16 protein-coding genes, 6 tRNA genes, 4 rRNA genes and 1 riboswitch are annotated in these 23,564 nt (G+C 42.7%); of the genes, 6 read left to right on the forward strand and 20 right to left on the reverse strand.

Annotation, left to right across the window (positions count from 1 at the left end; all coding sequences use genetic code 11):
• Positions 1–2: 2 nt before the first annotated feature.
• The 9 genes from QQS40_RS02070 to QQS40_RS02110 all read right to left on the reverse strand — a co-directional run bounded on the left by QQS40_RS02070 (position 3) and on the right by QQS40_RS02110 (position 8,254).
• Positions 3–79: transfer RNA gene (locus QQS40_RS02070), tRNA-Asp, on the reverse strand.
• 14 nt (positions 80–93) lie between these two features.
• Positions 94–209: ribosomal RNA gene (rrf, locus tag QQS40_RS02075) — 5S ribosomal RNA — on the reverse strand.
• 50 nt (positions 210–259) lie between these two features.
• A 5S ribosomal RNA gene (gene rrf, locus QQS40_RS02080) occupies positions 260–375 on the reverse strand.
• Between the two features lie 142 nt (positions 376–517).
• Positions 518–3,415: ribosomal RNA gene (locus QQS40_RS02085) — 23S ribosomal RNA — on the reverse strand.
• Between the two features lie 179 nt (positions 3,416–3,594).
• A tRNA-Glu gene (locus QQS40_RS02090) sits at positions 3,595–3,670 on the reverse strand.
• A gap of 112 nt (positions 3,671–3,782) precedes the next feature.
• Positions 3,783–5,322 (reverse strand): 16S ribosomal RNA (locus QQS40_RS02095).
• Together the 16S, 23S and 5S rRNA genes with 2 tRNA genes alongside form the textbook arrangement of a ribosomal RNA operon.
• A gap of 340 nt (positions 5,323–5,662) precedes the next feature.
• Positions 5,663–6,169: a menaquinone-dependent protoporphyrinogen IX dehydrogenase gene (gene hemG, locus QQS40_RS02100; protein WP_329505856.1), complete on the reverse strand. Its 507-nt coding sequence runs from the start codon at positions 6,167–6,169 to the stop codon at positions 5,663–5,665.
• Positions 6,169–7,632: a TrkH family potassium uptake protein gene (locus tag QQS40_RS02105; protein WP_329505858.1), complete on the reverse strand. Its 1,464-nt coding sequence runs from the start codon at positions 7,630–7,632 to the stop codon at positions 6,169–6,171. The genes hemG and QQS40_RS02105 overlap by 1 nt, the downstream gene beginning before the upstream one ends.
• Positions 7,633–7,642: 10 nt before the next feature.
• Positions 7,643–8,254, reverse strand: coding sequence for a YigZ family protein (locus tag QQS40_RS02110; protein ID WP_049356230.1), 612 nt, complete (start codon positions 8,252–8,254; stop codon positions 7,643–7,645).
• Between the two features lie 116 nt (positions 8,255–8,370).
• Here QQS40_RS02110 and tusA point away from each other — a divergent pair, with 116 nt between their 5' ends.
• Positions 8,371–8,610, forward strand: coding sequence for a sulfurtransferase TusA (gene tusA, locus QQS40_RS02115; protein WP_049356232.1), 240 nt, complete (start codon positions 8,371–8,373; stop codon positions 8,608–8,610).
• Positions 8,611–8,638: 28 nt separating this feature from the next.
• Here tusA and QQS40_RS02120 read toward each other — a convergent pair whose 3' ends face one another.
• From QQS40_RS02120 to selA, 3 genes are read right to left on the reverse strand one after another with little or no spacing between them, the layout of a single operon-like run.
• Complete coding sequence (locus QQS40_RS02120) at positions 8,639–9,541, reverse strand: RsiV family protein (protein ID WP_329505861.1); 903 nt, start codon at positions 9,539–9,541, stop codon at positions 8,639–8,641.
• An 8-nt stretch (positions 9,542–9,549) separates the two neighbouring features.
• Complete coding sequence (gene selB / locus QQS40_RS02125) at positions 9,550–11,409, reverse strand: selenocysteine-specific translation elongation factor (protein ID WP_289902524.1); 1,860 nt, start codon at positions 11,407–11,409, stop codon at positions 9,550–9,552.
• Complete coding sequence (gene selA / locus QQS40_RS02130; protein WP_289902523.1) at positions 11,406–12,788, reverse strand: L-seryl-tRNA(Sec) selenium transferase; 1,383 nt, start codon at positions 12,786–12,788, stop codon at positions 11,406–11,408. Before selA ends, selB begins: the two co-directional genes overlap by 4 nt.
• Positions 12,789–12,860: 72 nt before the next feature.
• On the opposite strand from selA, the gene QQS40_RS02135 reads away from it, so the two are divergent.
• Positions 12,861–12,955, forward strand: a tRNA-Sec gene (locus QQS40_RS02135).
• Positions 12,956–13,103: 148 nt separating this feature from the next.
• On the opposite strand, the gene tuf is transcribed toward QQS40_RS02135, so the two are convergent.
• The 4 genes from tuf to rpsL all read right to left on the reverse strand — a co-directional run bounded on the left by tuf (position 13,104) and on the right by rpsL (position 17,532).
• Positions 13,104–14,288: an elongation factor Tu gene (gene tuf, locus QQS40_RS02140; protein WP_049362643.1), complete on the reverse strand. Its 1,185-nt coding sequence runs from the start codon at positions 14,286–14,288 to the stop codon at positions 13,104–13,106.
• 65 nt (positions 14,289–14,353) lie between these two features.
• Positions 14,354–16,456, reverse strand: a complete 2,103-nt coding sequence (fusA, locus tag QQS40_RS02145; protein WP_128787828.1) for an elongation factor G — start codon at positions 16,454–16,456, stop codon at positions 14,354–14,356.
• A gap of 84 nt (positions 16,457–16,540) precedes the next feature.
• Positions 16,541–17,011 (reverse strand): 30S ribosomal protein S7, encoded by a 471-nt coding sequence (gene rpsG, locus QQS40_RS02150; protein ID WP_005699184.1) that lies wholly within the window; start codon positions 17,009–17,011, stop codon positions 16,541–16,543.
• Between the two features lie 146 nt (positions 17,012–17,157).
• The gene (gene rpsL / locus QQS40_RS02155) at positions 17,158–17,532 is read right to left on the reverse strand and encodes a 30S ribosomal protein S12 (RefSeq protein ID WP_005543325.1); all 375 of its coding nucleotides are present in this window, start codon (positions 17,530–17,532) and stop codon (positions 17,158–17,160) included.
• A gap of 253 nt (positions 17,533–17,785) precedes the next feature.
• Here rpsL and QQS40_RS02160 point away from each other — a divergent pair, with 253 nt between their 5' ends.
• Both QQS40_RS02160 and dusA read left to right on the forward strand, forming a co-directional pair.
• Positions 17,786–19,171 carry a chloride channel protein gene (locus QQS40_RS02160; RefSeq protein WP_149785897.1) on the forward strand — a complete coding sequence of 462 codons (1,386 nt, stop codon included), beginning with the start codon at positions 17,786–17,788 and terminating at the stop codon, positions 19,169–19,171.
• A gap of 3 nt (positions 19,172–19,174) precedes the next feature.
• Complete coding sequence (dusA, locus tag QQS40_RS02165; RefSeq protein ID WP_289902435.1) at positions 19,175–20,161, forward strand: tRNA dihydrouridine(20/20a) synthase DusA; 987 nt, start codon at positions 19,175–19,177, stop codon at positions 20,159–20,161.
• Positions 20,162–20,229: 68 nt separating this feature from the next.
• Here the strand turns inward: dusA and ribB are convergent, their stop codons facing one another.
• Positions 20,230–20,877: a 3,4-dihydroxy-2-butanone-4-phosphate synthase gene (gene ribB / locus QQS40_RS02170; RefSeq protein ID WP_289902434.1), complete on the reverse strand. Its 648-nt coding sequence runs from the start codon at positions 20,875–20,877 to the stop codon at positions 20,230–20,232.
• Between the two features lie 88 nt (positions 20,878–20,965).
• Positions 20,966–21,139: riboswitch (FMN riboswitch) on the reverse strand.
• Between the two features lie 127 nt (positions 21,140–21,266).
• Between ribB and nadR the strand changes: the two genes are divergently transcribed.
• Positions 21,267–22,373 (forward strand): multifunctional transcriptional regulator/nicotinamide-nucleotide adenylyltransferase/ribosylnicotinamide kinase NadR, encoded by a 1,107-nt coding sequence (gene nadR / locus QQS40_RS02175; RefSeq protein WP_289902433.1) that lies wholly within the window; start codon positions 21,267–21,269, stop codon positions 22,371–22,373.
• 1 nt (position 22,374) lies between these two features.
• Positions 22,375–23,055 carry a metallophosphoesterase family protein gene (locus QQS40_RS02180; protein WP_329505868.1) on the forward strand — a complete coding sequence of 227 codons (681 nt, stop codon included), beginning with the start codon at positions 22,375–22,377 and terminating at the stop codon, positions 23,053–23,055.
• Positions 23,056–23,107: 52 nt separating this feature from the next.
• Here the strand turns inward: QQS40_RS02180 and QQS40_RS02185 are convergent.
• The 3 genes from QQS40_RS02185 to QQS40_RS02195 all read right to left on the reverse strand — a co-directional run bounded on the left by QQS40_RS02185 (position 23,108) and on the right by QQS40_RS02195 (position 23,431).
• Positions 23,108–23,184 (reverse strand) — tRNA-Arg (locus QQS40_RS02185).
• 53 nt (positions 23,185–23,237) lie between these two features.
• Positions 23,238–23,314 (reverse strand) — tRNA-Arg (locus QQS40_RS02190).
• Between the two features lie 23 nt (positions 23,315–23,337).
• Positions 23,338–23,431, reverse strand: a tRNA-Ser gene (locus tag QQS40_RS02195).
• Positions 23,432–23,564 lie beyond the last annotated feature (133 nt).

Here is a 23,564-nt window from a genome sequence, read left to right on the forward strand (position 1 = left end):
ATTGGCGGAATGGACGGGACTCGAACCCGCGACCCCCTGCGTGACAGGCAGGTATTCTAACCAGCTGAACTACCACTCCGCTAAATGAGGTATAATTGGCAGTGACCTACTCTCACATGGGGAAGCCCCACACTACCATCGGCGTAACAATGTTTCACTTCTGAGTTCGATATGGATTCAGGTGGGACCATTGCACTGTTGCTGCCAAAATTTTTATTTTGTTAATTTACTCTAAAAATAAACTAACAAAATAAAAAGTACCTGGCGGTGTCCTACTCTCACATGGGGAAACCCCACACTACCATCGGCGCATCGGCGTTTCACTTCTGAGTTCGGTATGGGGTCAGGTGGGACCACCGCTCTATCGCCGCCAGGATTATTCCTTTAATAACTTTTCTATTTCTCTCTGCTCCGCTATCTCTAGCGCTCACAACCAAACAAGCTGATTCAACTTTAAAACTTTCTTCTTCTCTGAGTTTGTTTTGTTTACCCAACACCCAAAACCCTTGAGCGTTGTATAGTTAAGCCTCTCGGGCAATTAGTACAGGTTAGCTCAACGGCTCACACCGCTTACACATCCTGCCTATCTACGTCTTAGTCTTAAACAACCCTTACAGATTTATAATCTGGGAGAACTCATCTCTTGGCAAGTTTCGTGCTTAGATGCTTTCAGCACTTATCTCTTCCGCACTTAGCTACCCGGCAATGCGTCTGGCGACACAACCGGAACACCAGTGGTGCGTCCACTCCGGTCCTCTCGTACTAGGAGCAGCCCCAATCAATTCTCCAACGCCCACGGCAGATAGGGACCGAACTGTCTCACGACGTTCTAAACCCAGCTCGCGTACCACTTTAAATGGCGAACAGCCATACCCTTGGGACCTACTTCAGCCCCAGGATGTGATGAGCCGACATCGAGGTGCCAAACACCGCCGTCGATATGAACTCTTGGGCGGTATCAGCCTGTTATCCCCGGAGTACCTTTTATCCGTTGAGCGATGGCCCTTCCATTCAGAACCACCGGATCACTATGACCTACTTTCGTACCTGCTCGACTTGTCTGTCTCGCAGTTAAGCTTGCTTATACCATTGCACTAACCTGACGATGTCCGACCGTCATTAGCAAACCTTCGTGCTCCTCCGTTACTCTTTGGGAGGAGACCGCCCCAGTCAAACTACCCACCAGACACTGTCCGAGACCGCGTTTCGCAATCTTCGTTAGAACATCAAACGTTAAAGGGTGGTATTTCAAGGTCGACTCCAACAATACTGGCGTATCATCTTCATAGTCTCCCACCTATCCTACACATCAAAATTCAATGTTCAGTGTCAAGCTATAGTAAAGGTTCACGGGGTCTTTCCGTCTAGCCGCGGGTACACCGCATCTTCACGGCGATTTCAATTTCACTGAGTCTCGGGTGGAGACAGCCTGGCCATCATTATGCCATTCGTGCAGGTCGGAACTTACCCGACAAGGAATTTCGCTACCTTAGGACCGTTATAGTTACGGCCGCCGTTTACTGGGGCTTCGATCAGGAGCTTCTCTTTCGATTACACCATCAATTAACCTTCCAGCACCGGGCAGGCATCACACCCTATACGTCCACTTTCGTGTTTGCAGAGTGCTGTGTTTTTAATAAACAGTTGCAGCCAGCTGGTATCTTCGACCGGTTCAACCTTCGCCCGCGAGGGACTACAATCTACGCCGGCGCACCTTCTCCCGAAGTTACGGTGCTATTTTGCCTAGTTCCTTCACCCGAGTTCTCTCAAGCGCCTGAGTATTCTCTACCTGACCACCTGTGTCGGTTTTCAGTACGGTTTAGTAAAGCCTGTCGCTTAGTGGCTTTTCCTGGAAGTGTGGTATCGGTTACTTCAGCTCCGTAGAGCCTCGTCATCATCTCTCAGTGTTAAGGAAGTTCGGATTTGCCTAAACTTCCCACCTACCAACTTAAACGCACATATCCAACAGTGCGATAACCTAACCTGCTCCGTCCCCACATCGCAGCTTTACCAAGTACAGGAATATTAACCTGTTTCCCATCGACTACGCTTTTCAGCCTCGCCTTAGGGGCCGACTCACCCTGCCCCGATTAACGTTGGACAGGAACCCTTGGTCTTCCGGCGAACGGGTTTTTCACCCGTTTTATCGTTACTTATGTCAGCATTCGCACTTGTGATACGTCCAGCATGCTTCTCAACACACCTTCATCCGCTTACACAACGCTCCCCTACCCAACAGTATTGCTACTGATGCCGCAGCTTCGGTGCTATATTTGAGCCCCGTTACATCTTCCGCGCAGGCCGACTCGACTAGTGAGCTATTACGCTTTCTTTAAATGATGGCTGCTTCTAAGCCAACATCCTAGCTGTCTAAGCCTTCCCACTTCGTTTCCCACTTAATATAGACTTTGGGACCTTAGCTGGCGGTCTGGGTTGTTTCCCTCTCCACGACGGACGTTAGCACCCGCCGTGTGTCTCCTGAGTATCACTCTTCGGTATTCGTAGTTTGCATCGGGTTGGTAATCCGGGATGGACCCCTAGCCGAAACAGTGCTCTACCCCCGAAGGTGTCCGCTCAAGGCTCTACCTAAATAGATTTCGGGGAGAACCAGCTATCTCCCGGTTTGATTGGCCTTTCACCCCCAGCCACAAGTCATCCGCTAATTTTTCAACATTAGTCGGTTCGGTCCTCCAGTTAGTGTTACCCAACCTTCAACCTGCCCATGGCTAGATCACCGGGTTTCGGGTCTATACCTTGCAACTAGACGCCCAGTTAAGACTCGGTTTCCCTTCGGCTCCCCTATTCGGTTAACCTCGCTACAAAATATAAGTCGCTGACCCATTATACAAAAGGTACGCAGTCACCCTTAAAGGGCTCCCACTGCTTGTACGTACAAGGTTTCAGGTTCTATTTCACTCCCCTCACCGGGGTTCTTTTCGCCTTTCCTTCACAGTACTGGTTCACTATCGGTCAATCAGGAGTATTTAGCCTTGGAGGATGGTCCCCCCATCTTCAAACAGGATATCACGTGTCCCGCCCTACTTGTCGTTAGCTTAGTACCATGACCTGGACTTCGAGTACGGGGCTATCACCCTGTGTCGCTAAGCTTCCCAGCTTGTTCCTCTGTCTCTGTCATTATCACTAACAGGCTCCTTCGCGTTCGCTCGCCGCTACTAACGAAATCTCGATTGATTTCTTTTCCTCGGGGTACTTAGATGTTTCAGTTCTCCCGGTTTGCCTCACTTACCTATGTATTCAGTCAGTGATAGTAGATTCTTCATCTACTGGGTTTCCCCATTCGGACATCTTGGATTAAACGCCTCTTATCGACTCATCCAAGCTTTTCGCAGATTAGCACGTCCTTCTTCGCCTCTGATTGCCAAGGCATCCACCTTGTACGCTTAGTCACTTAACTATACAACCTCAAAAATTCTTGATGTTGTGTTTTCAACTAAACACTTGATTGCTTTTGTTCAATCAAGATTTTATTCTTACTCAGACTTTTTCTTATCCTTAAGGACTTGAAAGTCTCTTCAGTTTTTCAGCTTGTTTCCTGGTTGTTAAAGAACAGAAGATAATAAAGTTATCTTTATTTGGCGTCCCCACGGGGATTCGAACCCCGGTTACCGCCGTGAAAGGGCGATGTCCTAGGCCTCTAGACGATGGGGACAACAAATAAAGATACTCTATCTTACATTTTGCTTACGCACTTTTCTCTCTTCATTCATTTTCTACAATATATCAATCAATCTGTGTGGACACTTATTGTCTCTCGTCTTTGGTAAGGAGGTGATCCAACCGCAGGTTCCCCTACGGTTACCTTGTTACGACTTCACCCCAGTCATGAATCATACCGTGGTAAACGCCCTCCAAAAGGTTAAGCTATCTACTTCTGGTACAACCCACTCCCATGGTGTGACGGGCGGTGTGTACAAGGCCCGGGAACGTATTCACCGCAACATTCTGATTTGCGATTACTAGCGATTCCGACTTCATGGAGTCGAGTTGCAGACTCCAATCCGGACTTAGACGTACTTTGTGAGATTCGCTCCAGCTCGCACTCTCGCTTCCCTCTGTATACGCCATTGTAGCACGTGTGTAGCCCTACTCGTAAGGGCCATGATGACTTGACGTCATCCCCACCTTCCTCCGGTTTATCACCGGCAGTCTCCTTTGAGTTCCCGACCGAATCGCTGGCAACAAAGGATAAGGGTTGCGCTCGTTGCGGGACTTAACCCAACATTTCACAACACGAGCTGACGACAGCCATGCAGCACCTGTCTCAGAGTTCCCGAAGGCACCATTCCATCTCTGGAATGTTCTCTGGATGTCAAGAGTAGGTAAGGTTCTTCGCGTTGCATCGAATTAAACCACATGCTCCACCGCTTGTGCGGGCCCCCGTCAATTCATTTGAGTTTTAACCTTGCGGCCGTACTCCCCAGGCGGTCGATTTATCACGTTAGCTACGGGCGCCAAACTCAAAGTTCAACCCCCAAATCGACATCGTTTACAGCGTGGACTACCAGGGTATCTAATCCTGTTTGCTCCCCACGCTTTCGCACATGAGCGTCAGTACATTCCCAAGGGGCTGCCTTCGCCTTCGGTATTCCTCCACATCTCTACGCATTTCACCGCTACACGTGGAATTCTACCCCTCCCTAAAGTACTCTAGACTCCCAGTCTGAAATGCAATTCCCAGGTTAAGCCCGGGGCTTTCACACCTCACTTAAAAGTCCGCCTGCGTGCCCTTTACGCCCAGTTATTCCGATTAACGCTCGCACCCTCCGTATTACCGCGGCTGCTGGCACGGAGTTAGCCGGTGCTTCTTCTGTAGTTAACGTCAATTGGCTAGCCTATTAAACTAACCACCTTCCTCGCTACCGAAAGAACTTTACAACCCGAAGGCCTTCTTCATTCACGCGGCATGGCTGCGTCAGGGTTGCCCCCATTGCGCAATATTCCCCACTGCTGCCTCCCGTAGGAGTCTGGGCCGTGTCTCAGTCCCAGTGTGGCTGGTCATCCTCTCAGACCAGCTAGAGATCGTCGGCTTGGTGAGCCTTTACCTCACCAACTACCTAATCCCACTTGGGCTCATCCTATGGCATGTGGCCCGAAGGTCCCACACTTTAATCTTTCGATATTACGCGGTATTAGCTACAGTTTCCCGTAGTTATCCCCCTCCATAAGCCAGATTCCCAAGCATTACTCACCCGTCCGCCACTCGTCATCAAAGAAGCAAGCTTCTCTATGTTACCGTTCGACTTGCATGTGTTAAGCCTGCCGCCAGCGTTCAATCTGAGCCATGATCAAACTCTTCAATTCAAGTTCAATCGCTCAATACTGCTGACATAAAATGTCACTACTTAATAAAGTATTATGAATTTCTAGTTAGCACCTATTAAGACTTCAAAATTAAAAAATATTTTTAAAACAAGTCAATCAACAAGTGCCCACACAGATTGTCTGATATATTGTTAAAGAGCAAAAAAGAACGACGCACTGGCTTTATTACGTTTCACAACAGTGCGTCGTTGTGTGGGGCGTATTATAGATATTTCAGAATTCTTTGCAAGTGCTTTTTTGTAAAAAAATGTGATTTTTTCTTGATTGAAGATCTTTTACTCAAATCGTCTAAAAAATACAATTTTTATGGTGTTTTATTCTACGAATTCAGGCTTTCTGCAAATGCCTTTACTTTTCCCCAATCGGTATATTCAATTTCTTTGGTCGAATCCGTTTCACCACCTGTAATTTTCATAATCAATTGGATCATGACTCGATCAATCCATTTATAGCGTGGATATAGCAATGCACCTGCAAATACGCCAACTTTTGCCGGAGTCCATTTTATGCGTTGAAGGAACTTACGCACATAGACATTTTCCTCTGGCGTATCTTTCCCTTCTTTTCTCGCTGTTAAATTTACGCCAAAAAAGACCGCACTTTTTGCATTCAGCAATTCATGATGGTGTTCAACAAAATGGTATAACTGTTTATTAAAATGACCATAACGAATGGATGCTCCAATAATCACCCGATCAAAAAATTGAAGATCCTGCTCCTCCATTAACGGTGAAACCACCACTTCTCCTTCAAGATACTGAGCCATAAACTCAGCAATCTTTTTAGTTTGTCCATCACAGCTTGAATATAAAATTAATGTTTTCATTATGCCTTCCAAAACGCTGGTGTGAAGAGCGCCAATAATGTGAAAATTTCTAAACGACCGCATACCATCGCAATGGTGAGTACCCATTTAGCACTATCTGGCATCGCTGTCATATTGCTGCTTACTGAACCTAATCCTGGTCCAAGGTTATTAATACTTGCTAATACCGCATTAAAGGCATCAAAAGGTTCGACACCACATGCAATCACACTTAATAAACAAATAGTGAATACCAATAGATACGCAGAGAAAAAGGCCCAAATACTCCCAATCACTCGTTCATCAAGGACATTTTTACCCCATTTAATTGGATACACTAAATTAGGATGTACAAATCGTTTCAGTTCTCTTGCACCTTGAAGATATAGCACTAAAATCCGTGCAACACGCAAACCGCCACCCACTGAACCTGCACAGCCACCAATAAAAGAGGCAATAATTAATAACATCGGCACAAAAGAAGGCCATTCAGCGAAATTCGATGTGGAGTAGCCTGTTGTGGTTGAAATCGATACAGCTTGGAATACGACTTGCTCAAAATCTTGCCATGAGGAATCAAAATATTGATGGCTTATCATCACCAATGTACAAACCACGATAAGCAAGATTTGAATACTCATAAAGAAGCGGAATTCTGGATCTTTTGTGTAAATCTTCAAAATATTTTCGCGTCCTAAAGTCGAAAATGCTCTGAAGTGCAATGCGAAGTTACAAGCCGAAATCCACAAGAAAATAACCGTGATAAAATTAATCGCCGAGCTATTAAAATAGCCGATACTGGCATCATGCGTAGAAAAGCCGCCAATGGATACCGTCGAAAAACTATGTGTAATCGCATCAAATGGTGTCATACCCGCTAACCAATAAGCCAAGGCGCAGGATATGGTTAAAAAGAAATAAATAAACCATAGCGCCTTTGCTGTTTCTGCTATCCTTGGTCGTATCTTCTGATCTTTCATGGGTCCAGACATTTCTGCACGATACAACTGCATTCCGCCAATCCCCAATAGAGGAATGATTGCAATCGCCAGCACAATGATCCCCATACCACCTAACCATTGCAAAAATTGGCGGTAAAATAAAATAGCTTTCGGTAAATTATCTAATCCAGTCATGACTGTGGCACCCGTGGTTGTTAACCCAGAAAACGCCTCAAATACGGCAGAAGCCACCGTTAAATGAGGTGAATCAAATAACAACAATGGCAAGGTTGCTAGCCCACCTAAGACAAACCAAAACGCCACTACAATTAAAAAACCTTCTCGAGAGCGCAATTCTTGCTTATGATGATGACAAGGCCACCAAAACAACGTTCCCACAGTGAAGCTTAATACAAAAGCTTGCATAAATGCTTTACCGCCACCATCACCATAAATAAGCGCCACAAAGGCTGGAATCAGCATCGTGCCGGAAAAGCACATGATCAAAATGCCGATAATCCGAATAATGGATAAAATATGCACAATATCTCGCTTAATTCATTTCTTCTAATTTCAACGTTCCTGCCGAACGCTCAATTAATGCTTGTTCAAAAGGTTTAATTTGACCTTCACTAATGCCTAACTGTAATGCAATCTGCACTTGAAAATCTTGTTGATAAATTTCAATTTGATGTTGTTCACATAAAATTTGAATCCAATTTAATTGTGCATAATCACAATGCACTTGGAATAACTGGCGTTCTACTTTTCGTTCAGTTTCTAATAATTTTAAAGCTTGTTGCACACCATTTCCATAAGCACGAACTAAACCACCCGTGCCTAATAAAATGCCCCCATAATAACGAACAACAACGGCACTAATTTCACCAACTTGACTACCTTGCAAAGTGGATAGCATTGGCTTTCCTGCCGTTCCAGCTGGTTCTCCGTCATCGGAAAAACCTAATTGTTGTGAGTCAGTCGGTTTACCGGCCACCGCCGCCCAACAATGATGGCGAGCATTAGGATGCTGTGTTTTAATTGCAGCCCAAAAAGCTTTAGCTTGCTCAAGCCCTTCCGTATGTTGTAAATACGTAATAAAGCGACTTTTCTTAATTTCTTCTTCAAAAATGACCGCACTTTTGGGGATAAAATATTCAGCCATGAAATAATTACTTAAATGAATTTGTTGCTTAGTTTAGCATTAATAGCAGATTTATCGAAATTTCCCCATAATTATTGTATGATGTCGCTCAATTTCAATAAAACCGATGAATAATAATGACTGAAATGACTGTTGATAAAACCCTTGATACCGTTGGTTTACGTTGTCCTGAACCCGTGATGCTCGTGAGAAAAAATATTCGTCATATGAACGAAGGTGAAGTGCTGCTTATTTTGGCAGACGACCCAGCCACGACTCGCGATATTCCCAGTTTCTGCCAATTTATGGAACATACTCTTTTAGCGAGTGAAACCCAAAACACACCTTTCAAATACTGGGTGAAAAAAGGTCAATAAAAATGCGGCCATTATTAACCGCACTTTGTTATTCTGCCGTATTACTCGAAACGGGGTAATATTTTTTCTGAATAAATTCAGGCTTCAATAAAGCAGGGGCATTCCACCACTCAATCACAAGCTCCTGCGGTCCTTCTGCATAAGACGCAATTTCATACACGTTATACACAAAGTGAATCCCATCATGATCTAAATAGAAATTATCGGTCACTTCAAAAGCGTCTTTTGATGTAAATGCTTCCTCATCTTTTACCTCACCATATCGAGTATAACGTTCCCAAAGCATCTCTTTTAATTTAGCTTGCTGATTTGGTTTAAACACATCATCAAATGAAAGTCGTTTTTTTGTTTCTAAATCAATATTAAGATAATGATCCCCCCCAACGCCATGAGCGCCACCACCATAGCTGTAATAGTTTATTAAAAATACAGCAAGCTTACCTCTTTGGTGATTAAATGCTAAATCTAAGGTTTCATCAACACCAATTATTGGGGATTCCAACATCTCTTTCTTAGCTTCATCATATGCTTTCTGGTAATCTGCTATAAGCTGCTCACGGCTTCTTGGTTTACCGTCAGCATTTTTGGAAATTTGTTCTAAAAGTAGTGTATCTAACCATTCAATATTCGTTTTTAGTGTCGAAATGCTGTAATGAAGTTTACCTTCTACAGGCACATATTCATCTTCTTTGGGCGATTTAGGATATTTGATGGTTTCCTCTTTATCAAAAATCACATCATCTTGAGCAATAATTGCTGGAATAACCTTCTCCACCTTTTCTTTTTCAGCTTTTAATTGTGTATTTTCTGCCGTCAGTTGCGCAATAGTCTGTGTTTGTTGCTCAATTTTTGCTTTCGCTTCTTTATCTTCGCAACCTGTTACAGTAAAAAGTGCGGTTAAAATTAAGGCTGAAATCAGTGTTTTTTTCATGTGTTATCCTATAAATCAAATGTATCTTTATCACGTAAAATATGGTCATTGCCTTTGCGGCGTAAAAAGCCAGTACGGTCAAAATACTCCATTAACTGTACGGTCAGTTTTCGACCAAAATTAAGCTTGTCACGTAATTCATTTACCGCAATCTTACCTTCTTCACCTGCTATTTGCTTAATTAAGCGAGCATAAGCATAAATGCTCTCAGTCAGGAAAAATCGATCTTTTACAATTGGGGTGAGATAGCCCAACTTACCTGCTTTATACATGAAATTACGCATCGCACTTTCATCTTGCGACAAGGCGGTTGCCATATCTCGCACCCAAATGGCTTGACCATGCGCTTTCTCAAATTCAGCTAACACCGCTTGCCATAAGCTTTGCTCTTCGGCTGAAAATTGGATTTTGTGTGAAGGCAAATGTAACCAACCACGAGTCTGCTGCAATTGGCCTTCATCAAGCATTTCTTCAATAAAATGATAAATCAGATTTTCCGGTTGGTTTAGTGTCGCAATACGGTATAAGCGGGCCTTACTCAAACCTAGCTGATCATTATGTTGCTCATGATAGGTAGCAAGTGCGGTCAAAATTTGCTGCGTTTTTTCACGTTGATAATCGCGATTAAAACACCAATTTTGGAAATGGATATCGCCATTCTCAGCTAATACTTCAGCCAGCTGATTTTCAGTTAGTTGCTCACTCCACATTAAAGCTTGAGCTGAAATCGCCTCTTTTTGTAAGGTTAATCCGATGCGTTGTGTGGCAGTTTGAGCCTGATTAAGTTTAGCCAAGAACGCTAAGCGAGCCTCTGTGCGCTTATAACGTTTTGGTGAATGAATTTCGAGTACCTTGGCACCACCAATTAACGCTTTCGCATCACCACTACGTAAAATTAATTTATCCCCAAAAGCTAAAAATAATGGCTGTTCTAAAATAACTTCTGCCAAAGTGCGGTCATTTTTCATTACATTTTTGCTTTCAAGCAAGGTGAGCTTACCCGTCGTACGGCTTGCCGCATGATAAATGTGCACTGGCTGACTGTCTTTCAAATTCACTTCAGGTGTAATTTCAATGGTAATACGATCGGTCGGCTCAAGTGGTTCTGAGGCTAACAACCAATCGCCGCGCTGCATTGGAGTACGATCTAAATCAACGTTTAAATTGAGCGCTAAGCGTTGACCAGCCAAACCTTTTTCGCTCGGTGTATTCTGAGCATGAATATTTTTTACGCGAACCTTTTGTCCCGTAGAAAGGAAGAGTTCATCATCAATGGCCACCGTTCCCGCAAATGCTGTCCCTGTTACCACTGTCCCCGCCCCTTTCACGCTAAAAACACGGTCGATGGCGTAACGGAACGGTTTATCTATTTCAGCTAATTCAGGTAAATTGGCCAAATAATCGCGTAACGCATTAATCCCTAAGCCTGTTTGTGCCGATGTAATAAAATAATGAGATTCAGCTAAGAATGGATAATCCGTCTGAATTTGTGTTTTTAATGCCTCGATTTGCTCATCTGTTGCTCGGTCAGCCTTGGTAATCACTACCATGATTTCAGTAAATTGAAGCTGACGCAAAATCGCTAAGTGTTCTTTAGTTTGTGCGGCAATTCCTTCATCTGCAGCAACAATGAGCATCGCATAATGCACACCACCAAGCCCCGCCAACATATTGGCGAGAAACTTTTCATGGCCAGGCGCATCAATAAACCCGAGTACTTTCTCTTTTAAAGGCAAATAGGCATACCCTAAATCAATGGTCATGCCACGTTTTTTTTCTTCCGGCAAATGGGCAGTATTTGTGCCTGTCAGCGCTTGCAAAAGGGCTGTTTTACCATGATCGACGTGCCCTGATGTTACTATGATCATAATTTTTCCACCGTATCTAATAATGCCTTAAAGTCAGCCACGCTACGTAAATCTAACCAAATTTTTCCTTTCTCAACGCGGCCGATTATCGGCTGTTCTAACGCTTTGAATACTGCTAAAAGTGCGGTCAATTTTGCCTCTGTTTTTTCTGCAATCGTCACCGCGAGAGAAGGAATCGTCGCCATCGGTTGAGAACCACTCCCAATCTGAGCAACACTTTCTTCAATCTCAACCTGGTAATCTTTTAAGCGGTTTACTAAACAGGCTTTAAGTTGTTCGGCTTTTTCTTTTAATACATCCATTGATTGGGTGAGCAAATGTAAAGTTGGCAATGTCTCAGTAAGTTTTTCAGGTTGGAGATAAAGGCGTAATGTTGCCTCAAGCCCAGCTAAAATCACTTTATCGCAACGTAATACGCGCTTTAATGGATGAGCTTGTAACTGAGCAATCCACTCTTTTTTACCGACAATAATACCAGCTTGTGTTCCGCCCAATAATTTATCGCCTGAGAATGACACCAAATTTACGCCCTGTGCGACTTTTTCTTGCACCGTTGGCTCATTCGGTAAATCATATTGGCTTAGATCAATCAATGCCCCACTACCAAGATCCGTAATCACTGGAATATCAAATTCTCGTCCAAGATCAACCAATTCTTGTTCTGAAACCGAAGCGGTAAACCCACTAATATGATAATTACTGCAATGTACTTTCATTAAGAAAGCGGTATTTTCATTGATTGCTTGACGATAATCTTTCAAATGTGTGCGGTTTGTTGTCCCCACTTCAACAAGTTTACAGCCTGCTTGAGCCATAATATCTGGAATGCGAAATGCACCACCGATTTCAATTAACTCACCACGAGAAATAATGACTTCTCTATCTTTAGCAAAGGTGGCCAACATCAAGAGTACAGCTGCAGCATTATTGTTAACGATACAAGCAGCTTCTGCACCTGTGAGTTGTGCAAGTAGTTCACTAATATAATTATCCCGATGACTGCGTTTGCCTTCTTCCAAATCATATTCTAACGCAACATTACCTTTCATCGCATGAAGCGCTGCCTGTTGTGCGCTTTCAGACCATAATGCTCGTCCTAAATTTGTGTGTAATACCGTTCCCGTTAAATTATGGACTGATTTAATTTGTACATGATTTTGTTGAGTCAAGCGATGCTGTAAATGATGTAATGTACTTAGATGATCGGCAAAAAAGTGCGGTAAATTTTTATGCTGTTTGATAAACTCGCGCCCATCAGATAATAATTGGCGTAATTCACGCACGACAGCTGAATGACCAAATTCAGTTAAAAGCATTTCACCTTCTGGTGTTTTTAAAAATTTATCTACCGAAGGAAGTTGTTGAAAAAGTGCGGTCATTTTTAATTCCTATTTCAAAATGGCATTGAATTGTAAACTAATTTACGCTAAAGTAACCGCAATTTCAATAACGGAAGGTCGTCATCTCCGGTGAGGTGGCAGGACTTCAAATCCTGTTGGGGACGCCAGCGTTCCCGGGTGGGTTCAACTCCCATGACCTTCCGCCACTTTTTTCCTCCAACAAATATTTCTCTCTTCCTAACATTCACTTTTTTAATTTGAATTTTCATTATAATTTTACAGAATTTTAGCAAACAAAAAGGCGCATCTTTCGATACGCCTTCTTAATCTAACTTGTTACAGTTAATACATCAATTATTTGATGATTTTCGCAACAACACCAGCACCTACTGTACGGCCACCTTCACGGATTGCGAAACGTAAACCTTGGTCCATCGCAATTGGGTGGATTAAGCTTACTGTCATTTTGATGTTATCACCAGGCATTACCATTTCCACGCCTTCTGGTAACTCGATTGTACCCGTTACGTCAGTTGTACGGAAATAGAACTGTGGACGGTAACCTTTGAAGAATGGAGTGTGACGACCACCTTCTTCTTTTGATAATACGTAAACTTCTGATTCGAAATCAGTGTGTGGCGTGATTGAACCTGGTTTCGCTAATACTTGACCACGTTCGATTTCTTCACGTTTTGTACCACGTAATAAGGCACCAATGTTCTCACCTGCACGACCTTCGTCAAGTAATTTACGGAACATTTCAACACCCGTTACAGTTGTTTTAGTTGTTGGTTTGATACCAACGATTTCAACTTCATCACCAGTGCGGATGATACCACGCTCAACACGACCTGTTACTACTGTACCACGACCTGAAATTGAGAACACGTCTTCGATTGGAAGAAGGAACGGTTGGTCAATTGCACGCTCTGGCTCAGGAATGTAAGTATCTAAGTGGTTTGCTAACTCAAGGATTTTTTCTTCCCATTCTGCTACGCCGTTTAATGCTTGTAATGCAGAACCACGTACGATTGGCGTATCGTCACCTGGGAAATCATATTGAGAAAGAAGTTCACGAACTTCCATTTCTACTAATTCTAATAACTCTTCGTCATCTACCATGTCGCATTTGTTTAAGAATACGATGATGTAAGGTACACCTACTTGGCGACCTAATAAGATGTGCTCACGAGTTTGTGGCATAGGACCATCTGTCGCTGCTACTACTAAAATAGCACCGTCCATTTGCGCCGCACCGGTAATCATGTTTTTAACATAGTCCGCGTGTCCTGGGCAGTCAACGTGTGCGTAGTGGCGAGTTGGAGTATCGTATTCAACGTGTGAGGTGTTGATGGTGATACCACGCGCTTTTTCTTCTGGCGCGTTATCAATTTGGTCAAATGCACGAGCTGCACCACCGTAGTGTTTTGCTAATACGGTTGTGATTGCTGCTGTTAAAGTTGTTTTACCGTGGTCAACGTGGCCGATTGTACCCACGTTTACGTGCGGTTTTGTACGTTCAAATTTTTCTTTAGACATTTGTTTAGTTTCCTAGAAAATGCTCTATAAGCCATTCGACTTATAGAGCGGATTGTTACAAAAAATTATTTTTTACGCGCTTCAATTACTGCAGCAGCAACACTTGTTGGGGCTTCAGCATATTTTAACGGTTCCATTGAGTATGATGCACGACCTTGAGTTTGTGAACGTAAGTCTGTTGCATAACCGAACATCTCAGAAAGTGGAACTTCTGCATCGATTTTAACAACGAATTCGTTCGCTTCTTGACCGTTAACCATAGCACGACGACGGCTTAAGTCACCGATTACATCACCAACATACTCAGGTGGAGTTTCTACTTCAACTTTCATGATTGGCTCAAGTAGAACTGGGTTTGCTTTAGCGAATGCTGCTTTAAATGCTAAAGAAGCGGCTAATTTAAACGCTAATTCAGATGAGTCAACATCATGGTATGAACCGAAGTGTAAACGTACACCAAGATCGACTACTGGGTAACCCGCTAACGGACCAGATTTAAGCTGTTCTTGGATACCTTTATCAACCGCAGGAATGTATTCACCAGGGATTACACCACCTTTGATTTCGTTTACAAATTCGTAACCAGGACCTTCTGGATCTAATGGATATAAGTCGATAACAACGTGACCATATTGACCGCGACCACCAGATTGTTTTGCGTGTTTACCTTCCACATCGTTAACACGAGTGCGGATAGTTTCACGGTAAGATACTTGTGGTTTACCGATGTTAGCTTCCACTTTGAACTCACGTTTCATACGGTCAACGATGATATCTAAGTGTAACTCACCCATACCAGAAATAATGGTTTCACCAGATTCTTCATCAGTGTGAACACGGAATGAAGGGTCTTCTTGAGCAAGACGACCTAATGCAAGACCCATTTTTTCTTGGTCAGCTTTAGTCTTAGGTTCTACTGCTACAGAGATTACTGGCTCTGGGAATTCCATACGCTCAAGGATGATTGGTGCATCGATAGCACATAATGTATCACCCGTAGTTACATCTTTTAAGCCGATTGCTGCAGCGATATCGCCCGCACGAACTTCTTTGATTTCTTCACGTTTATTAGCGTGCATCTGTACGATACGACCAAAACGTTCACGTTTTTGACGTACAGAGTTTAATACGGTATCACCAGAGTTAATTACACCTGAGTACACACGGAAGAAGGTTAAGTTACCTACGAATGGGTCAGTTGCAATTTTGAATGCTAATGAAGAGAATGGCTCATCATCGCTTGCGTGACGTTCACCTTCAGTTTCATCTGGATTGATACCTTTGATTGCTGGAATATCAGTCGGTGCTGGTAAGTATTCAACAACCGCATCAAGCATTGCTTGAACACCTTTGTTTTTGAATGCAGAACCACAAGTTACCAAGATGATTTCGTTTGCTAATACGCGTTGACGAAGACCTGCTTTGATTTCTTCTTCGCTTAACTCTTCACCACCAAGATATTTTTCCATTAATTCTTCAGTTGCTTCAGCTGCTGCATCAACAAGGTTTTGACGCCATTCTTCACAAGCTGCTTGCATATCTGCAGGAATATCTTCATAAGTGAAAGTCATACCTTGGTCTGCTTCATTCCAGTTGATCGCTTTCATTTTGATCAAATCAACAACACCAGTGAAGCTTTCTTCTGCACCGATTGGAAGTTGAAGAGGAACAGCATTAGCACCTAAACGAGTTTTAAGTTGATCAACAACACGTAAGAAGTTAGCACCAGTACGGTCCATTTTGTTTACAAACGCGATACGTGGAACTTGATATTTGTTAGCTTGACGCCATACAGTTTCAGACTGAGGTTGAACACCACCAACCGCACAGTAAACCATTACCGCACCATCAAGAACACGCATAGAACGTTCTACTTCAACAGTAAAGTCTACGTGTCCCGGGGTATCGATAACGTTGATACGGTGTTGTTGGAACTGTTGTGACATACCAGACCAGAATGCGGTAGTTGCCGCAGAGGTAATGGTAATACCACGTTCTTGTTCCTGTTCCATCCAGTCCATTGTCGCTGCACCATCGTGTACTTCACCAATTTTGTGACTTACACCAGTGTAGAATAAGATACGTTCAGTGGTAGTAGTTTTACCAGCATCAATGTGCGCACTAATACCGATATTACGATATCTTTCAATAGGGGTTGTACGAGCCATTATTATAACCTTGTTAAGTTTAATATCTGTTTATATAAGGGTAAGGCTTCATCGAGGATGAAGCCCTTAAATTTTAAAAGCGTATTACCAACGGAAGTGAGCAAATGCTTTGTTAGCTTCAGCCATACGATGAACGTCTTCACGTTTTTTCACTGCTGCGCCTTTGTTATCTGATGCATCAGATAATTCATTTGCAAGACGTAAAGCCATTGATTTATCACCGCGTTTACGTGCCGCTTCAACGATCCAACGCATACCTAATGCGTTACGACGAACTGGACGTACTTCAACTGGCACTTGGTAAGTAGAACCACCAACACGACGAGATTTAACCTCAACAGTTGGGCGAACGTTTTCAAGTGCAATTTCAAATGCTTCTAAAGGTTCTTTACCTGTGCGTTCTGCAAGTTTGTCTAACGCACCGTAAACGATGGTTTCAGCAACGGATTTTTTACCGTCTACCATTAATACATTAATAAATTTTGCAAGTAACTCTGAACCGAACTTCGGATCTGGAAGAATCTTGCGTGGTTCAACACTACGACGACGTGGCATTGCGAATTTCTCCGTATATTTAATCTTCAGGATATCCAAAACTCTATAAAAATTAACCGCACTTTAAAGTGAGCTAATGTGATACTGGAGTTTCTGATTTAAATTTTTACTAATTTAGACGTTTGGCCTTACTTAACGGAGTTCCATTAAGCTTTAGGACGTTTAACGCCGTATTTAGAACGACCTTGTTTACGATCTTTAACGCCTGCACAGTCTAATGCGCCGCGTACAGTGTGGTAACGCACACCCGGTAAGTCTTTAACACGACCACCACGGATAAGCACAACACTATGCTCTTGAAGGTTGTGACCTTCGCCGCCGATGTAAGAAGTTACTTCAAAGCCATTAGTTAAACGAATACGACATACTTTACGTAATGCTGAGTTCGGTTTTTTAGGTGTAGTTGTGTATACACGAGTGCACACACCACGTTTCTGCGGGCAAGCCTCTAATGCAGGAACGTTACTTTTTACAACCTTTTTCACACGCGGTTTGCGTACTAGCTGGTTGATAGTTGCCATTAAAAAAGCTCCAGTTTAAATGTTATTCATAATAGAATGTTTGTTACAAAATCTATCTTTCCATCCAATAGACAGAAGAAATAGACGCTGAATTTTAATGGTTTCACCTAGTATTGTCAATATTTAAACAAAAATGGATCGCAGAGGATCGCTTGTCAAAAAAGCTACGCCAAATGAGCGGTCCTTTTAAATTAATTGCCTGTCTTTAGTTGGGGTTTTATAATTTTAACTAAAATAATTTTGGGCAAAATTTATGTTACGTTCATTCCTCTACCATTTACGTTATTTTTATCATAAAAAGCTTCGACAAACCCATCGTATCTCTCATAAAACACTCGAATTTGTATGTTTACTGATTGGTGCGACATTTGTTGCCCTATTTTCCTTTGGATTTGCGAAACTCGCCGATATCGGACTTGAATTTAATGCCTATTGGTCTGCTAAATATCCTCTCACCGTTTGGATCGTTTTACCGCTTGGTCTTGCTTTTCTCACCTGGTTTACCGCCAAATACACACCTTATGTTGGTGGCAGCGGTATTCCACAAGTGATTGCCTCCATCAATCTTCCTTACAGTGGCTATAAAACGAAACTTGTTAAATTTCGCCAAACCATTTGGAAAATTCCACTTACTTTCTTTGCAATGGTTATCGGTGCGTCTGTTGGACGTGAAGGGCCTTCTGTTCAAGTGGGTGCAGCGGTTATGCTCGCTTGGGGAAATTTCTGTCGTAAATATAACTTCGCTTTCCGTGGTTTAAGTACGAATGAACTCATCGCAACCGGTGCAGCAGGCGGTCTTGCTGCCGCCTTTAATGCCCCTTTAGCTGGGGTCATTTTTGCCATTGAAGAACTGGGTCGAGGCGTGATGTTACGCTGGGAAAGGCGTGTATTACTCGGTGTATTAGCGGCCGGTTTTATTTTAGTGGCGATTCAAGGCAATAGCCCTTACTTTCCAGCCTATAAAGGTGCGACTTCTATTCCTTATTTATATCTTTGGCTTGCCATTTGTGGCATCGTCTGCGGTGTACTGGGTGGTATATTTGGACGACTCCTTGCCAAAGGGCTCGCGGGGCTTTCTCCACTCAAATGGCGTGATTGGATCCGCAAACACCCAATTTACATTGCCTTATTACTCGGTTTAGTACTTGCCGCAATGGGTACCTACAGCGAAGGGCAAACTTATGGAACGGGCTATAATGTGGTTGCAAGAGCATTAGAAGGACAACTCGTTTCACCTGAAGTGGGAATACTAAAACTCTTCGCAACGGTTACGACGTATTGGAATGGCATCGCGGGCGGAATTTTTACGCCATCTCTCACTACTGGTGCGGGTATCGGCACTATGTTATGGGAAATCAGTAACGGCATGGTCGATCAACGTTTCTTGGTCATTTTATGTATGGCAGCCTTTTTAGCTGGAGGCACACAATCCCCTGTGACAGCCAGCGTAGTAGTAATGGAAATGACGGGGGCCCAACCCGTGCTGATTTGGCTCTTGATTTCCAGTATTATTGCCTCCATAATTTCGCGCCAATTTAGTCCGAAACCTTTTTACCACTTTGCGGCTGGACGTTTCCGCCAACGAATGCAGGAACAACAAGCAGAAGATCTTCGCCGTAACAAAATTCAAGAGAAATAAAATATGTCAGAAAATCAGCCGCACTTTTATCGTGGACGCTTTTCCGTTGCGCCAATGTTAGATTGGACAACACGCCATTGTCGCTATTTTCATCGCCAATTTAGTAAACATGCGTTGCTTTATACTGAAATGGTTACGGCTCCCGCCATTATTCATGCCAAATACGATCATTTAGATTTTGATTTGCAAGAAAACCCAGTTGCCTTACAACTTGGTGGAAGTGATCCCGCACAGCTTAAACATTGTGCCAAATTAGCCGAAGAAAGAGGCTATCATGAAATTAATCTGAATGTGGGTTGCCCGTCTGACCGCGTGCAAAATGGTATGTTTGGTGCTTGCTTAATGGCAAAAGCGAATTTAGTAGCAGAATGTATTGCAGAAATGCAACGTGTCGTGAATATTCCTGTCACCGTGAAAACTCGTATTGGCATTGATGATTTGGATAGCTATGAATTTCTCTGCGACTTTATCGAAAAAGTCCATCACGCAGGCTGCCAAGAATTTATTGTTCATGCACGAAAAGCCTGGCTTTCAGGATTAAGCCCAAAAGAGAATCGCGAGATTCCCCCTTTGGATTATGAGCGTGTTTATCAATTGAAAAAAAACTTCCCGCAGTTGACTATTGCAATTAATGGCGGCATTAAAACCATCGAAGAAATGAAACATCATTTACAATTTGTTGATGGCGTGATGGTTGGGCGTGAGGCTTATCAAAATCCGTCGTTATTGGGCTATGTTGATCAAATGCTTTTTGATGCCAATGCGGATATCGTCACACCAAGACAAGCGGTGGAAGCCATGTTCCCTTACATTGAAAAGCAACTGAGCCAAGGTGTTTATTTAAATCATATCGTTCGACATATGCTCGGTGCATTCCAAAACTGCAAAGGAGCAAGACAATGGCGACGCTATTTAAGTGAAAATGCCTTTAAGCAAGGGGCGGGAATTGAAGTGGTTGAAACGGCATTAAGCTTTGTGGAAACGAATTAAGCCTAAAATGCAAAGTGCGGTCAGAATTTAACAAATTTTCTGACCGCACTTTTTTTCCGAGTATTTAATTAGCACTGATATTTCTGACGATATGCCACTAAATCTTCAATCGTTAATACCACATAACCAAATTTTTTCGCAAATTCGATAATTTCTGGTGCACGCGCCATGGTGCCATCATCATTCGTGATTTCACAAATCACACCCGCTGGCTTAAAACCACTTAAACGCGCTAAATCAACCGAAGCTTCGGTATGACCGCGACGGGCTAAAACCCCCCCTTCTGCGGCGCGTAATGGAAAAACATGGCCTGGACGATGAAGATCTGTCGGTTTTGCCTGATCTGCAATCGCAGCTTTAATGGTTGTTACTCGATCTTGTGCTGATACACCTGTTGACACACCTTCTGCTGCTTCAATTGTCACGGTAAACGCGGTTTTATTCACGCTATTATTATGCTCAACCATCGGCGGTAAATCAAGCTGTTTGCATTGTTCATCGGTGATACATAAACACACGATACCGCTGCCATAACGAATAAGTTTTGCCATTTGTTCTGGGGTAATGGTTTCCGCTGGGAAAATTAAATCGCCTTCATTTTCGCGATCTTCATCATCCAATACTAATACGCCATTACCTTGTTTGAATGCGTTCAATGCGTTAATTACCCGTTCTTCGCCGGTCGCACCAAATGCAGATAAAATTGACTGATTCATCGTAATTTCCTTTGTTGTTACGTTAAAATTAACCAGAATCAGGGCTGAGAAATGCAAATAAACAGAACGGAATTGGGAACCCAATCCGTTTTATTCTCTTTCATCCAGACTATACTGTCGGCTTTGGAATTTCACCAAATCTGCTAACCTTAAAACGATCAGAAACAATTTCGTCAAAAACATGATCAAAACTGTCCGCACTTTTAAGCGCTCGTGGGCTATCACCACCGGTAGGGAATTTCACCCTGCCCTGAGAATGCAGGTCGTAGTATAACGCAAAATGTCGCTGTAAAAAATCATTCAATGAAAAATGTTTTTATTTGCACAAAGATTGCATAAAATAGGACTATTCAGCCACCTCGCAGTGGTCATTTAGCGAAGGATACATTATGTCGAACAAACACGATAAAAAAGTGGGTGTAATTTTTGGGAAATTCTACCCGGTTCATACCGGCCACATTAATATGATTTATGAGGCATTCAGTAAAGTGGATGAGCTTCACGTAATTGTGTGTAGCGATACAGAACGTGACTTAAAACTCTTTTACGATAGCAAAATGAAACGTATGCCAACAGTACAGGATCGTCTTCGTTGGATGCAACAAATCTTTAAATATCAACAAAATCAAATTTTTATCCATCACTTAGTAGAAGATGGCATCCCAAGCTATCCGAATGGCTGGCAAGCTTGGAGTGAGGCGGTAAAAAATCTATTTGAAGAAAAACAATTTACCCCTACGATGGTATTTAGCAGTGAGCCGCAAGACAAAGCGCCATACGAAAAATACTTAGGGCTTGAAGTTTCTTTAGTGGATCCTGATCGCTCTTTCTTTAATGTATCCGCTACGAAAATTCGTACTACACCTTTCCAATATTGGAAATTTATTCCGAAAGAAGTCCGTCCGTTCTTTGCAAAGACTATTGCTATTTTAGGCGGTGAAAGCAGCGGTAAAAGTGTGTTAGTCAGCAAACTGGCAGCCGTATTTAATACCACTTCGGCATGGGAATATGGTCGGGAATATGTCTTTGAGAAATTAGGTGGCGATGAGCAAGCCATGCAATATTCCGACTATCCACAAATGGCACTCGGCCATCAGCATTATATTGATTATGCCGTCCGACACGCACACAAAATTGCTTTTATTGATACAGATTTCATCACAACACAAGCATTTTGTATTCAATATGAAGGAAAAGCTCATCCATTCTTAGATTCCATGATCAAAGAATATCCGTTTGATGTAACAATTCTCTTAAAAAATAATACTAAATGGGTGGATGACGGTTTGCGCAGTTTAGGTAGTCAGCAACAACGCCAACAATTCCAGCAATTATTGAAAAAATTACTCGATAAATATAAAGTACCCTATATTGAAATTGAGTCTCCAAGTTACTTAGATCGCTATAACCAAGTAAAATCAGTGATTGAAAAAGTGCTCAATGATGAAGTACTAGATGATCTGCAACATAGCAAACAAATTTTAGCAGGGAAATAAGATGATTTTATTCGCAGGCGATCCGCACGGAAGTTACGAACATCTTTATCCTTTCGTGCAAGAAAATGATAACGTTGCCCTGATTATTTTGGGTGACTTGCAACTTTCTTCGCCTGATGAATTAGATAAACTCGCAAAATATTGTGATATTTGGTTTATTCACGGCAACCATGATAGCAAAACCGTCGCCGCATTTGAGGCGATTTGGGGTACACATTGGAAATCACGTAATTTACATAATCGTGTTGTTGAAATCCAAGGTCAACGTATTGCTGGCCTAGGTGGCGTATTCCGAGGGCAAATCTGGATGCCTCCCAATAAACCGATGTATTTTGATCCCATCCACTATTGCCAATATAGCCCGCAAGAAAAAATTTGGCGTGGTGGTGTACCATTGCGTCATCGCACATCTATTTTCCCTTCTGATATCGAAGCAATTGAAAACGAGCAAGCCGATATTCTAATTTGCCATGAGGCACCGAAGCCCAATCCAATGGGATTTCGTGTGATTAATCAACTTGCTGAAAAATTAGGGGTAAGACACGTTTTCCATGGTCATCACCACGATAACGTCGAGTATAAGACAAATTTCCCATATAAAATCACGAATGTCGGTTTTAGAAGTGTCACAGACGTACAAGGAAATTATTTATTAAAAACTATTGATGATCGAGAAAAATGATCAAATAAAGAATTAATTGTTTTGATAAAAAGAAAAATTTGAAGAGAGAAGATGGCGCACCCGAAAGGATTCGAACCTTTGACCGCTCGGTTCGTAGCCGAGTACTCTATCCAGCTGAGCTACGGGTGCGTAGTGATGTTTTATTCTTCGTGACCATTTTAACTGATAGAGTCGATTTAAAATGGCGCACCCGAGAGGATTCGAACCTCTGACCGCTCGGTTCGTAGCCGAGTACTCTATCCAGCTGAGCTACGGGTGCAGAATAATAAAACTAACAACAAATGGCGGTGAGAGAGGGATTCGAACCCTCGATGGAGTTTTTGACCCCATACTCCCTTAGCAGGGGAGCGCCTTCAGCCTACTCGGCCATCTCACCACAATCGGTTTGTGGGCGGTATAATACGTTTTTTTGAAAATAAGTCAAATCATTTTTTGTAAAAGCCGTTTTGGTTGCTTGATTTATCTCCATTTTGCATAAATAAAGTGCGGTTGAAAAAACAAATAAATTT

The sequence above is a fragment of the Haemophilus parainfluenzae genome, from assembly GCF_036288925.1.
Lineage (GTDB): Bacteria > Pseudomonadota > Gammaproteobacteria > Enterobacterales > Pasteurellaceae > Haemophilus_D.